Here is a 14,750-nt window from a genome sequence, read left to right on the forward strand (position 1 = left end):
TCCTCAGGGTCGCCCCGCGGTCGCGGAGTTCTCAGGATCGAGCCTACCCACTCTGCCGGGAACGTGGAGCAGGCTGCGCACCGGGGACTCAGCGGAAGGCGGAGACGCCTGTCACAGCCTGTCCCAGGCTGAGCGCATGGATCTCCTCAGTGCCCTCGTACGTGGCGACCGTTTCCAGGTTCGCCATATGCCGCATGACCGGGTACTCCAGGGTGATGCCGTTCGCGCCGTGCACGGAGCGCGCGAGGCGCGCCACCCGCTGCGCCGCGGCGACACAGGAGAACTTGCCGAAGCTCACATGGTTGTGGTGGCACGCACCCTGGTCCTTGAGCCGCCCGATCTGCAGGGCGGTGAGTCCGGCCTGGTTGACGTCGACGAGCATGTCGGCGAGCTTGCGTTGGGTGAGCTGGAACCCGGCGATCGGCCCGCCGAACTGCTCCCGCGTCGTGGCGTAGTCCAGAGCGGCCCGGTAGCACGCACGCGCGGCGCCCGCGGCTCCCCACACGATCCCGTAGCGCGCCTCGTTGAGGCAGGAGAGCGGAGCCCCCAGCCCCGACGCCCCGGGCAGTAGCGCCTCCTCGGGCAGCCGCACGTCCTCCAGCACCAGTTCCGACGTGATCGACGCCCGCAGGGAGAGTTTCCGGTGCACCGTGTTGGCGGTGAAACCAGGAGTGTCGGTGGGAACGAGGAAACCACGTATGCCGTCCTCGGTGCCGGCCCACACGATGGCGACGTCGGCTATGGAGCCGTTCGTGATCCACATCTTCGTGCCGTTGAGCACCCAGCCGTCACCGTCGCGGCGGGCGCTGGTACGCATCGACCCCGGGTCACTGCCGGAATCCGGTTCGGTCAGGCCGAAGCAGCCGATCACGTCCCCCGCCGCCATACGCGGCAGCCACGTCTCCTTCTGCTCCTCCGAACCGAACTTGTGGATCGCTGTCATGGCCAGGGACCCCTGGACGGAGACGAAGCTCCGCAACCCGGAGTCGACCGCCTCCAGCTCACGGCACGCCAGCCCGTAGGCCACGGCACTCGCCCCCGCACAACCGTAACCGTGCAGGTGCATGCCGAAGACGCCGAGTTCTCCGAGCGATTTCGCTAGGGCGCGCGGTTCCGGGATGGTCCCGGCGTCGAACCACTGCGCGACGTGGGGAAGCAACTCCCGCGACCCGAACCCGCGGACGGTGTCGCGGATGTCGCGTTCCTCACCGGACAGCGACCCGTCGACCGCGAGGAAGTCGTCCGGGTCCGGCGGTGAGGCTTTGCGCTGGTCAGTCATGACAGTCCTATCTACTCGCCGTTACTCGCCACCCGTACCGCACCGCGTTCGATCATCTCCGAGATGCGGTCGGCGCTCAGCCCCACCTCGGTGAGGATCTGTCTGGAGTGCTGCCCGAGCAGGGGAGGCGGATCCGACCCTCCATCCCTCCTCCCCTCGGCGGTTCCCAACCGGAACCCCGCGCGCAGGAGCTCCAAGCTCCCCGCTGTGGGGTGGTGCACGGTGCGGGTCACGTCGTCGCCGGCCGCGTCGGCGGTACGGATCGCGTCCAGCACGCCGCGCACCTTGCCGACCGGCACCCCGGCCTCCAACAGCGACTCCGTCCACTCGTGCGCTGGCCGGGTGCGCAGCTCGGCCTGGATCTCCTCCACAAGCTCCGCGCGGTGAGCGACCCGGTCGGGATTGGTGGTGTATCGGGGGTCACTGCTGAGGTCGTCCCGCCCGAGTACGGCGCACAGCTTGCGGAAGAGCGCGTCGTTGCCGGCGGCGACCATGATGTCGGCGTCGGCGGTGCCGAACACCTGGTAGGGCACGATCGCCGGGTGGGCGTTCCCGTACCGCTGAGGCTCCGTTTCCGTAGCCAGCGCCCCCTGCGCGACGTTCACGAGGCCGGACAGCGCGGAGTTCACCAACGACGCCGAGATGTGCTCACCCTGACCCGTGACGCGCGCGCGCAACAGGGCCCCGAGGATGGCGACCGCGGCGTTGAGGCCGGTAAGCACATCGGTGATAGCCACTCCCACTTTGCTGGCCTGGTCACCAGCCCCGGTCACGGCCATGAGCCCGCTCTCGGCCTGCATGACGGCGTCGAAACCGGGACGGTCGGCGGGATCGTGCTCGGGGCCGAACCCGCTGATGGAGCAGTAGACCACAGCGGGGTTCCGTTCCCGGACCGAGGCGTAGTCGAGCCCGAGCCTGTCGATGACGCCGGGGCGGAAGTTCTGGATCAGCACGTCGCAACCGGCGCAGATCTCACGCACAGCGGCCGCCCCGTCCGGGTCCTTGAGGTCGACGGCCAGACTGCGCTTTCCCCGGTTCACGGAGAGGAAGTAAGCGGATTCGCCCGATTCCCACGGCGGCCCCCAGGCACGGGTGTCGTCGCCCTCGCCTGGGTGTTCGACCTTGACGACCTCGGCACCCATGTCCGAGAGGAGCATGGTCGCGTAGGGACCCGCAAGCACACGTGAGAGGTCAGCAACCCTGACACCCGCCAGGGGCTGGTCCGAACCGGAATCGCTGTTGGGCATGTACGCACCACTCCTCATCGTCCTCGATGGGCGCGCCCCGATGTCATCACCATGCCATGGCGCCGGGGCGTCGTCGTCGAGCGGGGGGCGATTGCGCACAATCCGCCATGGTGCGCTAAAGTTCCCAAACAGGTCATGAGTGCCAGTGTTAAGCCCCGGCTAACTGGCCGGCAACCCTCCTTCCGCGGTGGGGTGCCCCGGGTGAGGACCAGGTCGAGACACGACCGAACGCAACCGTGTCAGGCAAGCGCGGACCCCGCGGGAAGCAGGCGACGACGGCGCCGCCGCATCTCCAGGGGTCCCTAACGGCCCCGTGGAGGTGCCTTGATGACGACTGTCGCCACTGACCCGCTGTCCTCCTGTGCCGCAGGGAACGAACCCGCGGACACGAGCCTCGTCGGATCCGAGGTTCCCGTCCCGCTGGTGACGGGAGAACGGGTCGACTACGCCAACTTCGACTACGCCGCGAGCGCCCCGTGCCTCAGCACGGTGCAGGAGGCGTTGCACGCCGCACTGCCCTACTACGCGAGCGTGCACCGCGGCGCCGGTTTCCACTCCCAACTCAGTACCAGGGCCTACGAGCGTGCGCGGCTTTCGGCGGCGGAGTTCGTCGACGCGCGCGACAACGACACCGTGCTGTTCGTCCGGGGAACCACCGACGCGCTCAACCTGCTGGCCCGTGCCGTTCCCGACGGTTGTTCGGTGGTGGTCTTCTCCACGGAACACCACGCGAACCTGTTGCCGTGGCAACACCGCGGCAGCCGCGTCGGCCACCTGAGCCAGCTCCCGCTGCCCTCCGACCCCCAGGAGGCGGTGGCGGCGGCCCGGGCGGCGCTTCGCGCCGCTCCCGAGGGGCCGCGCCTGCTCTGTGTCACGGCCGCGTCCAACGTCACCGGGGAGGTGTGGCCGGTGGAGGAGCTGGCGGACGTGGCCCACGCGGAAGGCGCGCGTATCGTCGTCGACGCCGCCCAACTCGTCCCGCACTGCGCCTTCAGCCTGGCCGAGACCGGAGCCGACTACGTGGCCTTCTCCGGACACAAGCTCTACGCGCCCTTCGGCTCGGGTGTGCTGGCGGGCCGCACCGACTGGTTGCGGGCCGCGGACCCCTACCTTGCCGGCGGAGGCGCCACCCGTCTCGTGTCCGAGGACGGCGTACGGTGGAACGACCTGCCCGCCCGCCACGAGGCGGGCACCCCCAACCTGTTGGGCGCCGTGGCGCTCGGAACCGCCTGTGACACGCTCCGGGCCGCTGGTCAGGACCGGCTGCACGAACGGGAGCAGGAGTTGCTGACCCGGTTGCGGGAGGGGATAGCAACCGTCGGAAAGGTGCACGACCTCGGTCTGTGGCACAGGAACCATCCCCGTGTGGGAATCGTGTCGTTCGTGGTCGACGGTCTGCCCAGCGATCTGGTGGGAGCGGCCCTGGCAGCGGAGTACGGGATCGGAGTGCGGGACGGACTGTTCTGCGCCCACCCCCTCACCCGCGGGCTGCTTCCGGACGGTCACGGGCAGGCCGTACGCGCCAGTCTGGGCCTGGGAACGACCCCCGAGCACGTCGACAGGCTGGTCGCGGCGCTGTCCGAACTCGCCGACCACGGTCCGCGCTGGGAGTACCGGGACGACGGGGGGCACCTCGTGCCCGTGCCCGACCCGCGCTGGTGACAGCAACCTGTCGCACAGGAGTGTTGCGTATGGGTGAATAACGTCACCGGCACCGGGTAACATCGAACCCCAACGAAGGGGTGGGTGCGGCAGGCGGACACAATCCGTTCTGGTCCGGCCCCGGAACCGGCCGACGGCGCTGGGAGTGCGATCGTGACTGACGAGCGGCGGGCACTGCACACGGATCCGGAGAGGCCCGCCGCTGAGATTCCCAGCCCGCGCGTGATCGACATGGAGACCCACCGTCCCCGGCCCGGCGCCGGCGCGGAGCCGGTCGGGAACGCGGAAGAGAAGCGGGGTTTCCTCCGGCGGGTCGTGGCCTACCTCGCCGCTGACGCTGGGGTGCGGCAGTTCATCGACATGGGCTCGCGGCTTCCGGTCCGGGAGGTGGTCCAACAGGTCGCTGACGCCCACGTCGCGACGGCGCGGATCGTCTATGTGGATCCGGAGGGAACGGTCCCGCTGCGTGGCAGGGCGCACGCGCGCGGTGAGGCCGTGTCCGTGGTGGCTGCGGGGTCGGGCCCCCACGAGCTCGCCGAGCGGCTCCAACAACGGGGACTGGTGGACTTCCGGCTTCCGGCCGCGGCCCTGTTGGTGGACAGCGGGTGTTTCCCGGAGAGCGTGATGAGGGGTGGCGACCTGGTGCCGGCACTGTACGAGGTGATGCCCTCCGGCAGCTACCTGGCGATGGCACGGGAGCCGGACAGCGCTGACACGGCCCGGACCACTCTGACAGCCGCCGTGTTCTCCCCCTTCACACTGCTCGCCCCCGGCGTGGCCGACCTCGCGTGGTGGCCGTACCCGGACCATGAGGTGGCCAGCGCCGGAACGGGGATACCGGCGGGAGTGGGGCGCAAGGAGTGAACGGTCCCTTTCCGCTCCCATAGCCCTAGACGACTTCCAGCGGATCCATCCGTACACGCGCCAGATGCTCGTCCTTGCGGGCGCTACGGGCAGCCGTCGCCGTTTTGAGAGCCCTGGCCAGCTCCAGAACGTCCCCGCGTGGCACCCGCAACAGTGCGCGTTCGGTGCTGTCGCTGTCCTCGTTGGAAACAGGGACCGGTCCCAGTACCTCGGCGGACTCCGGGAGGGTGACGTCGGCGAGAAGTTCGCGCACGTGTTCCGGTTCTCCCGTTACCGACGCCATGGCCACCGCGGGCGGAAACCCGAGCTCCCGGCGTTCGGCGAGTTCCCGTTCGGCGAAGCCGGCCGGGTCCCACCGGACGAGCGCCTGGGTCGCGGACAGCCCGGCTTCGGCCACGACGGCGACCCGTCCACCGTCGTCGGCGGGGCGTACCAGGCTCGCAGCGTTGTACCACCGCCGAAGCGCCTCCTCCGCCGCTCGCAGGTCGGCACGGTCGAGCAGAGCCCACCCGTCCAGCAACAGCGCGGCCGTGTAACCGGACGGGGCGCTCGGTTCGGCCCCGGGGGTGGCCACCACGAGAGCGGGACGGTCCGACACGGCGGTGAGGACCTCGTCCCGTCCGGAGGTGTGCACGGGCAGGGAGGGAAACGCCCGTCCCAGCTCCTCGGCGGTCCTCCGCGTTCCCACGACGCCGGCGCGGAGGCGCGAACCGCCGCAGGTGGGACAGCTCCAGGCTCCGGCGAGGTGTCCGCACCACCGGCAGTAGGGCATGGCGTGAGCGCTGCGGACCGCCAACGGCCCCTGGCAGGAGGCGCACCGGGCTGATCCCCGGCACCCCTGGCACAGCAGGGACGCGAGGTAGCCCCGTCGCGGTACCTGGATGAGTACCGGGCCCGTCTGGGAGGACTCGCGTGCCATCCGCAGCGCCCGGAGCGGAAGGCGGGCGCTGCGCGCGGCGTCGTCGCGGGCGAGTTCGCTGTCGTCGCCGGAGGCGTGCACCCGTGGGGCATGGGAACGCAGGGTGGTGCGGTCGGCGGTCAACGGATGCGCCCACCCGGACTCGATGAGCTGCGCGGCGTCGGCGGTGCGCGCGAATCCCCCGACAAGCGCGGCGGTTCCCAGGTGGTGGGCGCGCATGGTCAGCACGGTACGCGCGTGGGGATAGGGGGCGTGCGGATCGCAGTGGACGTCGTCACCGTCGTCCCACAGGACCACCAACCCCAGCTCGTGGACGGGAGCGAACATGGCGGCACGCGTTCCCACGACCACGCGCACGTGTCCCCGCAGCACAGAGAGCCAGCGACGGTAGCGTTCGGCGGGACCGAGGTCGGCGGTGAGCGCCACGTGGCGCCCGCTTCCCAGCCGCTCGCGCATCGCGGTGTCGAGAGCCTCCACATCCCGACCGTCCGGGAGGACCGCGACCGTCCCCTGGCCGGACCAGAGCGCGGTGGCCGCCGCGATGGCGACCGTGTCGGCCCAGTCGGACCCGGGTAGCGCGTTCCAGACCGCGCGGGGGCAACGTTGCGAACGCAGCGCGGCCAGGAAGGACGGCCCGTGCGGGTAGTTCTCCCACGGTCCGTGGGGAGGAAGCTCCGCGGGAGCGGGTTGGGGCGGTTCCGGTTGTTCCCGCTCCACCCGCGCGTGTCGCGGCGGTATCGCCAGCCGCAGCACGTCACTGAGCGTTCCGGCGTAGCGGTCGGCGACGGCACGGGAGAGCCGGCGCACCTCCGGGGTGAGGACGGGTTCCGAGGAGACGACCTGGTGCAGGTAGGACAGCTGGCCGTCGAAGTCGGAGGAGGACGCCCGTTCAAGGAGGAACCCGCTGCGGACCTGGCCACCGAACCGCACCCGCACCCGGCACCCCGGTACGGCGGTGGTGTGCATGCTCTCGGGCACGCGGTAGTCGAACGGTCGGTCGAGGTGCGGGAGCGGAGTGTCCACCGCGACACGGGCGATCGGTTCCTCGGGGGCGGGAGCGCGCTTTTTCGGACCGGACGCCGCGGCGGTGGCGGCTCGTGGCGTGTCGAAGAGAGTCCCTTCCCCGGGGGTGGGCTGCGCAGTCATCGAGTTCCGGTTTACCAGAGCGCTACGACGTATTCCGGGAGCCGGTCGCGTTGGCGGCGGTTCCGGCATCCGGAGCGGTGCCGTGTCCGTTGTCCGCCGGCCGTCTCCCGCCACGGCGGGCTCGTGTGTCCGCTGACCGCTGGTTCCCCTGGTAAACAAGGACACGATCGCCCGACGGTGAGTGAGGAGAGACGCCTTGAAGCTGGTCTTCGCTGGAACGCCCCAGGTAGCGGTGCCGTCGTTGCACGCGCTGCTGTCGTCCGGGCACGAGGTGGCAGCGGTCGTCACCAGGCCGGACGCCGCCGCGGGGCGCGGCCGCAAGGTAACGGCCAGTCCGGTGGCCGAGACCGCCGTAGCCGCTGGTGTGGAAGTACTCAAACCGGAGAAGGCGGACGATCCGGATTTCCTGCAGCGGTTGCGGGAGATCGCGCCGGACTGCTGCCCCACCGTGGCCTACGGTGCGATGCTGCGTCGTGAGACGTTGGACGTCCCCGAGCACGGTTGGGTCAACCTGCACTTCTCGCTGTTGCCGGCGTGGCGCGGCGCCGCGCCCGTACAACACGCGGTGCTGCACGGGGACGACGTCACGGGAGCCGCCACCTTCCAGATCGAGCCCGACCTCGACTCCGGACCGGTCTACGGCGTGGTCACCGAACCGGTCGGTCCACGCGACACCAGCGGAGAGCTCCTCACACGCCTCGCGTACGCCGGCGCCGGCCTGTTGGTGCGAACGGTGGACGGCATCGAGTCGGGTGACGTCGTGGCCCGCCCGCAGGACGGCGACGCGTCCTACGCGCCGAAGCTCACCCCGGCCGACGCGGAGGTGGACTTCGGGACCCCCGCGATGCGGGTGGACCGCCTCGTGCGCGCCTGTACACCCGCGCCTGGGGCGTGGACCACGTTCCGCGGCAGTCGGTTGAAGCTCGGGCCGGTCCGTCCCCGCACCGACGCGGAACGGTTGGAAGCCGGACGTGTCTCGGCGGACAAGCACCGTGTGCTCGTGGGAACAGCCACTCACCCCGTTGAACTGGGCGACGTGCAACCCCAGGGGAAACGCTCCATGACAGCGGTGGACTGGGCACGGGGGGTGCGGCCCTCGGAGACGGAACGCCTCGGTGCCTCCCAGGACGGGTAAGGCGCCGTTCTCGGGTGGCGTACCCTCGGTTTGTGCCAACCGCGTTCCCGGTCGACACTGAGACGGATTCCAGAAGTGACACAGCGTTCCGGTTCCCCGAAGCGTTCCCCTCGTAGCGGGACCCACGGAGGTGCGTCCGGGGGTGCCGCACCCACCTCAGCCGGTGGTGGCGACCCCGCTCGTCGGGCCGCCTACGACGTCCTGTGCGCGGTGCTCCGACGGGACGCCTACGCGAACCTGCTGTTGCCCTCCGTGCTGCGTGACCGAGGCGTGTCGGGAAGGGACGCCGCTCTGGCGACCGAACTCACCTACGGTACGTTGCGCGGCCAGGGGAGCTATGACGCGGTGCTGGACGTGTGCATCGACCGCTCGTTGGCGTCGGTGGACGCCGAGGTCGTACCGCTGCTGCGACTGGGCGCCCACCAGCTGCTGGCGACGAAGATCCCGCCGCACGCTGCCGTGAGCGCGACGGTCCAACTGTCGCGGACCGTCGTGGGACGCCACCGCTCCCGGTTCGTCAACGCGGTGCTGCGCAAGGTCGCCGCCCGCGATCTGGAACAGTGGCTCGCGGTCGTTTCCCCACCGCGGTCGGAGGACCCGCTGGGCAGTCTCGCGGTGCGCCACAGCCACCCGCGTTGGATCGTCGCGGCCCTGGCCGAAGCGCTGGGAGAGGCGCCTGACGGCGAGCTGCGGGAGACCGAGCAGCTGCTGACGACACACAACGAACGCCCTCTGGTCCCTCTGGTGGCGAAGCCGGGGCGGGCCACGGTGGAAGAGCTGTCGCACAGTGGCGCGGTACCCGCGGCCTATTCCCCCTACGCCGCTTACCTGCCGGAGGGCGACCCGGCAGCGCTGCCCGAGGTTCACCAGCGTCGTGCCGCCGTGCAGGACGAGGCCAGCCAGTTGGCGGCGCTGGCCGTGCTCCGTACCCCGATCGAGGGAAGGGACGCCCACTGGCTGGACGCGTGCGCGGGACCGGGCGGGAAGGCCGGCCTGCTCGCCGGCATCGCTGGCGAGCGCGGGGCGCGGTTGCTCGCTGCCGAGATGCGTCCCGCCCGGGCGGGACTGCTCGCCGGCGCGGTCGAGGGTTCCGCCGGTGAGGCGCAGGTGGTCGTCGCCGATTCCACCCGTCCGGCGTGGCGGAACGACACGTTCGACCGGGTGCTCGTGGACGTTCCGTGCAGCGGGTTGGGCGCGTTGCGCAGACGCCCGGAGTCGCGGTGGCGGCGCACGGAGGCGACCGTGACCGAGCTGGTGCCGCTGCAGCGTGAGCTGCTCGAACGCGCGCTGGACGCGGTTCGCCCCGGCGGGGTGGTGGGGTACGCCACGTGCTCGCCGCATCTGGGGGAGACCCGGGGCGTCGTCGACGCGGTCCGCGGCGAACGCGACGACGTCACCGCCGTGCGCGCCGCTGACCAGCTCACCGGTGTCGCGGACGTGGCGGCGGGCGAGTACGCGCAGTTCTGGCCGCACCGGCACGGTACCGACGCGATCTTCGTGGCGCTGCTGCGCAAACACTGAGGTGGTGGTCCGGGAACGGAAGCGGCCGGTGCCGTTCCCGCCTCCCACGAGGGGACTCGTTAGACTGCCGGATGTGGCAATCCAGATCTCTCCCAGCATCCTGTCCGCTGACTTCACTCATCTCGCGGACGAGGCGGCGGCGGTGGCGAACTCGGCCGACTGGCTGCACGTCGACGTCATGGACAACCATTTCGTACCCAACCTGACGTTGGGGCTTCCCGTTGTGGAGTCGTTACACCGCGTGGCGGACCTTCCGCTGGACTGTCATCTGATGATCGAGGACCCGGACCGGTGGGCTCCGTCCTACGCCGAGGCCGGAGCCGGCGGGGTGACCATCCACGCCGAGGCCGCCAAGGCGCCCGTGCGGACCCTGCGCACCATCCGTGCTGAGCACGCGCGTGCGGGACTGGCGATCAACCCCGCCACACCGGTCGAGCACTACGCCGAGCTGTTGCCGGAACTGGACATGGTTCTGCTGATGACCGTTGAACCGGGGTTCGGCGGGCAGAGTTTCCTCGAGATGGTCGTACCGAAGATCCGGCGCGCCCGGGAACTGATCGACGGTGGTGGGGGAACGGTCCGACTCCAGGTCGACGGTGGCGTCAGCGCCGACACGATCGAGCAGGCCGCCGCGGCGGGAGCGGACGTCTTCGTGGCCGGATCGGCGGTGTACGGGAAGGAGGACCCCGCCGCCGCTGTTGACGCGCTACGTGCCCAGGCACAACGGGAAGCACACTAAAGGCTCTGGAGCGAAGGAGCCCCACCACCGAGGGAGAGGTGAGCTCGCGGCTCTGGGCTTGTACGGATTTCACCTTTACCATCCGGTAGCAATTGCTTGCTCCGGACGGGTGCGAGCGCTGGTCGAAACAGCGAGGTGTGTCCATTGAACGCGGTCTGGGACGTCGAGGTCAGCATCATCCGGGGCATCCAGGCTCTGGGGCGATGGCTGGAACAGCCGATGCTCGCGGTGAGCGCCCTCGGTTCGGAGATGCTGTTCCTCGCGCTGCTGCCGCTGCTGTTCTGGTGCGTGCACGCGGGCTTCGGCGCGCGGATCGGTGTAGCCCTGCTCGGAACATCGGTGATTAACGGGTTACTCAAGAGCCTCGCCTACGGTGCGCGACCGTACTGGTTCGACTCGTCCGTGACGCCGATGTCCACGGAGAACACGTTCGGCGTTCCCTCGGGCCACACACAGACGGCGACGGTCGGGTGGGGGTACGCGGCCGCCAGGATATCCTGGCGGTGGTCGTGGCCGGTGGCCGGAGCGGCGATCGGTCTGACCGCGTTCTCCCGTGTCTACCTCGGGGTGCACTTCCTGAGCGACGTACTGGTCGGCCTGGCGGTAGGGCTGGGACTGTTGTGGGGGATGCTGCGCTACGAGGGCACCGTGCTGCGTTGGTGGCGCCAGCGCAGCCTGACGGTCCAGCTCGGCATGGCAGGAGGCGTCTCGCTTCTCCCCCTGGCACTGGCGGCGTCGTGGCAGGCAGTCCGCGGCGGGTGGGAGCCCCCGGAGGGGTGGGGCGGATCGGTCCCGGGGACGGTGCCCGGTGCGTCCGTGGAACACCTGGTCACCACGGGTGGTGCGTTTTTCGGCGTGCTGGCGGGACTGTCCGTGCTCGCGGTGCGGGGCTGGTACAGCGCGTCGGGTCCGGTCGTTTCCCGCGTGACACGGTACGTGTTCGGTGTTACCGGGCTGGTCCTCATCATGGTGGTACTGCGCCTCGCGCTGCCTGGTGGGAACGGTGCTGTGGGAGCGGTGGGCGACTACGTCGGTTACGCGCTCATCGGGGCCTGGACCGCGCTGGGAGCCCCCGAACTGTTCGTGCGTATGGGGCTGGCGCAACGCCCCGGCACCCAGGAAGCCCAGGAAGCGGGAGTGTGAGAACAGGAACGCTGCGGGTTCCCCGCTCCCCAGGGAATGCTCCGTCATGGCACACTTGTTTCAACAAACGTAAATCCAACGCGTGCTCCGGGGTCGGTGAAAGTCCGAACCGGCGGTGACAGTCCGCGACCCGACCGACATGCTCGGCCGGTGGAACCGGTGGAATTCCGGTGCCGACGGTGAAAGTCCGGATGGGAGGAAGTACGCGTGCGTTCGGATGGCGCCGGTGATGTGTGCCGCCGTATCCGAACGTCGAGACGGTCGCCGCACCAGTCCATCCCCGGAGCCGAGCAGGTGAAGGGGATAATTCGGACGTGTTTACCGGAATCGTGGAGGAACTGGGTGAGGTTCGCTCCATTGCGCCTGTCAGCGACGCGCCGGGGGAGAACCACCGTCTGGAGCTATACGGGCCAACCGTCGTCTCGGACGCGCGGCCCGGTGACTCCATAGCCGTCAATGGCGTCTGCCTGACCGTGACCGAAGCGTCGACGGACAGCTTCACCGTCGACGTCATGCAGGAGACACTGCACAGCTCCGGCCTCGGCAACCTGTTCCCGGGGGCCCCGGTCAACCTGGAGCGCGCCGCAGCGGTCTCGGACCGGATCGGCGGACACATCGTCCAGGGCCATGTCGACGGGACCGGGGAGATCCTGGAACGCCGTGACGACGAACACGGCGAGACCGTCCGTGTCTCACTCCCGGAGGAACTCGCCCGATACACGGTGCGGAAGGGTTCCGTCACCGTGGACGGAGTCAGCCTCACCATCGCGTCGCTGACCGAGACCTCCTTCAGTGTCGCTCTGATCCCGACCACCCTCGCGTGGACCACTCTCGGCCACAAACAGGTCGGTGACCCGGTCAACCTGGAGGTCGACGTCCTCGCCAAGTACGTGGAACGCCTGCTCGGCGACCGGAGCGCGGCCGGATGAGAACGATCCGGGAACCGCGGCCGGTCCGGAACCGCGCCACCGTGTTCCGGTGCTCGGGTCCCGACCAGCGGATCCGGCTTCTCCATCCCCGGCTCCGGTACGCGGGGGGAGGGAGCACCCCACCGTGCCGTCGCCGTGGGAACCGGAAACAGGGGCCGACGGTTGCCCACGTACGCGAGACATGACCCCTACCGCAACGGGGAGGCGGTGAGCCGTGACAACCGGGCGCACCCACCTCTCCAGCAATGACCCACAGCAAGGAGCGAGGATGGCCAGTACCGTCAGCGAGACGCCCGAAACCCCGATCCACCTCGACGACATACCCGGTGCTCTCGCGGACCTTGCCGCGGGCCGTCCCGTGGTCGTGGTGGACGACGAGGACCGGGAGAACGAAGGTGACCTCATATTCGCTGCCGAGAAGGCCACCCCGGAGCTCCTGGCCTTCATGATCCGCTACACCTCGGGCGTCATCTGCGTACCGATGCTCGGGGACGACCTCGACCGGCTCGAGCTCCCCCTGATGACCACGGCCAACCAGGAGAGCATGCGTACCGCCTACACCGTCACGGTGGACGCGCGCTCGGGCATCACGACCGGAATCTCCGCCGCGGACCGTGCCCGTACGATCGGTTTGCTCGCCGACGGGGAAAGCACGGCGAAGGACTTCGTCCGCCCCGGCCACATCCTGCCGCTGCGGTACCGCTCCGGCGGCGTCCTCAACCGGCGTGGGCACACCGAGGCCTCGGTCGACCTGGCCCGTCTGGCGGGACTGCAGCCGGCGGGTGTGCTCGCCGAAGTGGTCAACGACGACGGGACGATGGCCCGGCTACCGCGGCTGCGCGAGTTCGCCGACGAACACGGCCTGCGTCTCGTCTCCATCGAACAACTCGTGCAGCACCTGGGAGCAGCGGAGACCACCCCCTCGGCCGTCCCCGCCCGGATCCGGCGCGTGGTCGAGACGCGGATACCCAACCGGCACGGGGAGTGGCGTGCCGTGGGTTACCGGGGATCGGCGGACGGGGCCGAGCACGTCGCTCTGATCCACGGTGACATCGGTAACGGCACCGATGTCCTCACCCGGCTCCACTCGGAGTGCCTCACCGGCGACGCCTTCGGTTCACGCCGCTGCGACTGCGGTACCCAGCTCGAGGTGGCCATGGCCAGCATCGCCGAACACGGGAGCGGGGTCATCGTGTACCTGCGCGGACACGAGGGGCGCGGCATCGGGCTGTTGCACAAACTCCGCGCGTACCACCTGCAGGACGACGGAGCGGACACCGTCGACGCCAACCTCGAACTGGGACTGCCCGCCGACGCGCGGGACTTCAGTGCCGGCGGCCGGATCCTCGACGATCTCGGTGTCCACTCGGTGCGTCTGCTCAGCAACAACCCCGGCAAGGTCGAAGGGCTGGCCCGGCACGGCATAGCCGTGACCGAACGGGTCACCATGCCCACCGCCGTCACGGACGACAACCTGCACTACCTGCGCACGAAACGGGACCGAATGGGCCACGACCTTCCGGACATCGCCGCCGCCACCTGACCGGAGCACGAGAGACCTCGTCCTGTCGGGCGGGAGAAAAGCAACCACCCCAGCCCCACCCACCACGAAACGAGGAAACCGACAATGACCGCTGCAGGACGTCCCCAGGACCTCGCCGTAGACGCCACCGGTCTGCGGTTGGGAATCGTCGCCACCCGGTGGAACACCGAGATCGTCGACACCATGCTGGACTGCGCGCTGGATGCCGCGCGCCGCTCCGGGGTGGAGGACCCCACTGTGCTGCGGGTTCCCGGCACCGTCGAGCTTCCGGTGGCGGCACAGGAACTCACCCGGGAGCACGACGCCGTCGTGGCTCTGGGGGTCGTCATACGGGGCGGAACCCCGCACTTCGACTATGTCTGCCAGTCGTTCACCCAGGGGATCACCGAGGTCGCGCTGCGGTCCGCAACCCCGGTCGCCCACGGGGTGCTGACCTGTGATAACCAGGAGCAGGCGTGGGATCGGGCCGGTTTCCTGGGAAGCCGTGAGGACAAGGGAACCGAGGCCGTGGTGGCAGCGCTGGACACCGCCCTGGTGCTACGCGGCGTACGCGCCGGGAGCCGAGCCGGTCAGTGAGACGGCGGGGCGGCAGCGCGCGAGATACGGAGGAAGAGGGCTTGTGC

Annotated in this window: 12 protein-coding genes and 2 riboswitches; of the genes, 9 read left to right on the forward strand and 3 right to left on the reverse strand. The window is 69.9% G+C overall.

Going from position 1 to position 14,750, the window contains the following annotated elements:
• Positions 1–88: 88 nt before the first annotated feature.
• Both FHX37_RS05965 and FHX37_RS05970 read right to left on the reverse strand, forming a co-directional pair.
• Entirely contained in the window at positions 89–1,279 is a 1,191-nt protein-coding gene (locus tag FHX37_RS05965; RefSeq protein ID WP_141922562.1) for an acyl-CoA dehydrogenase family protein, read from the reverse strand.
• 11 nt (positions 1,280–1,290) lie between these two features.
• Complete coding sequence (locus FHX37_RS05970) at positions 1,291–2,526, reverse strand: CaiB/BaiF CoA transferase family protein (protein ID WP_141922565.1); 1,236 nt, start codon at positions 2,524–2,526, stop codon at positions 1,291–1,293.
• Between the two features lie 131 nt (positions 2,527–2,657).
• A riboswitch (SAM riboswitch) is annotated at positions 2,658–2,782 on the forward strand.
• A 71-nt stretch (positions 2,783–2,853) separates the two neighbouring features.
• On the opposite strand from FHX37_RS05970, the gene FHX37_RS05975 reads away from it, so the two are divergent.
• Complete coding sequence (locus tag FHX37_RS05975; RefSeq protein ID WP_141922566.1) at positions 2,854–4,188, forward strand: aminotransferase class V-fold PLP-dependent enzyme; 1,335 nt, start codon at positions 2,854–2,856, stop codon at positions 4,186–4,188.
• A 153-nt stretch (positions 4,189–4,341) separates the two neighbouring features.
• Complete coding sequence (locus FHX37_RS05980) at positions 4,342–5,052, forward strand: SAM-dependent methyltransferase (RefSeq protein ID WP_141922568.1); 711 nt, start codon at positions 4,342–4,344, stop codon at positions 5,050–5,052.
• 25 nt (positions 5,053–5,077) lie between these two features.
• Here FHX37_RS05980 and FHX37_RS05985 read toward each other — a convergent pair whose 3' ends face one another.
• Positions 5,078–7,117, reverse strand: coding sequence for a primosomal protein N' (locus FHX37_RS05985; protein ID WP_141922570.1), 2,040 nt, complete (start codon positions 7,115–7,117; stop codon positions 5,078–5,080).
• Between the two features lie 196 nt (positions 7,118–7,313).
• Between FHX37_RS05985 and fmt the strand changes: the two genes are divergently transcribed.
• The 7 genes from fmt to ribH all read left to right on the forward strand — a co-directional run bounded on the left by fmt (position 7,314) and on the right by ribH (position 14,703).
• Complete coding sequence (fmt, locus tag FHX37_RS05990; RefSeq protein ID WP_141922572.1) at positions 7,314–8,252, forward strand: methionyl-tRNA formyltransferase; 939 nt, start codon at positions 7,314–7,316, stop codon at positions 8,250–8,252.
• A gap of 75 nt (positions 8,253–8,327) precedes the next feature.
• The gene (locus FHX37_RS05995) at positions 8,328–9,773 is read left to right on the forward strand and encodes an RsmB/NOP family class I SAM-dependent RNA methyltransferase (RefSeq protein WP_141922574.1); all 1,446 of its coding nucleotides are present in this window, start codon (positions 8,328–8,330) and stop codon (positions 9,771–9,773) included.
• A 73-nt stretch (positions 9,774–9,846) separates the two neighbouring features.
• Positions 9,847–10,512, forward strand: coding sequence for a ribulose-phosphate 3-epimerase (rpe, locus tag FHX37_RS06000; protein ID WP_141922576.1), 666 nt, complete (start codon positions 9,847–9,849; stop codon positions 10,510–10,512).
• A gap of 144 nt (positions 10,513–10,656) precedes the next feature.
• Positions 10,657–11,655: a phosphatase PAP2 family protein gene (locus tag FHX37_RS06005; RefSeq protein ID WP_246062119.1), complete on the forward strand. Its 999-nt coding sequence runs from the start codon at positions 10,657–10,659 to the stop codon at positions 11,653–11,655.
• Between the two features lie 78 nt (positions 11,656–11,733).
• Positions 11,734–11,864: riboswitch (FMN riboswitch) on the forward strand.
• Between the two features lie 105 nt (positions 11,865–11,969).
• Positions 11,970–12,584: a riboflavin synthase gene (locus FHX37_RS06010; protein ID WP_141922578.1), complete on the forward strand. Its 615-nt coding sequence runs from the start codon at positions 11,970–11,972 to the stop codon at positions 12,582–12,584.
• A gap of 268 nt (positions 12,585–12,852) precedes the next feature.
• Complete coding sequence (locus FHX37_RS06015) at positions 12,853–14,127, forward strand: bifunctional 3,4-dihydroxy-2-butanone-4-phosphate synthase/GTP cyclohydrolase II (RefSeq protein WP_141922581.1); 1,275 nt, start codon at positions 12,853–12,855, stop codon at positions 14,125–14,127.
• An 84-nt stretch (positions 14,128–14,211) separates the two neighbouring features.
• Positions 14,212–14,703 (forward strand): 6,7-dimethyl-8-ribityllumazine synthase, encoded by a 492-nt coding sequence (gene ribH / locus FHX37_RS06020; protein WP_141922583.1) that lies wholly within the window; start codon positions 14,212–14,214, stop codon positions 14,701–14,703.
• The last annotated feature ends 47 nt before the right edge of the window (positions 14,704–14,750 follow it).

The sequence above is a fragment of the Haloactinospora alba genome, from assembly GCF_006717075.1.
GTDB lineage: Bacteria > Actinomycetota > Actinomycetes > Streptosporangiales > Streptosporangiaceae > Haloactinospora > Haloactinospora alba.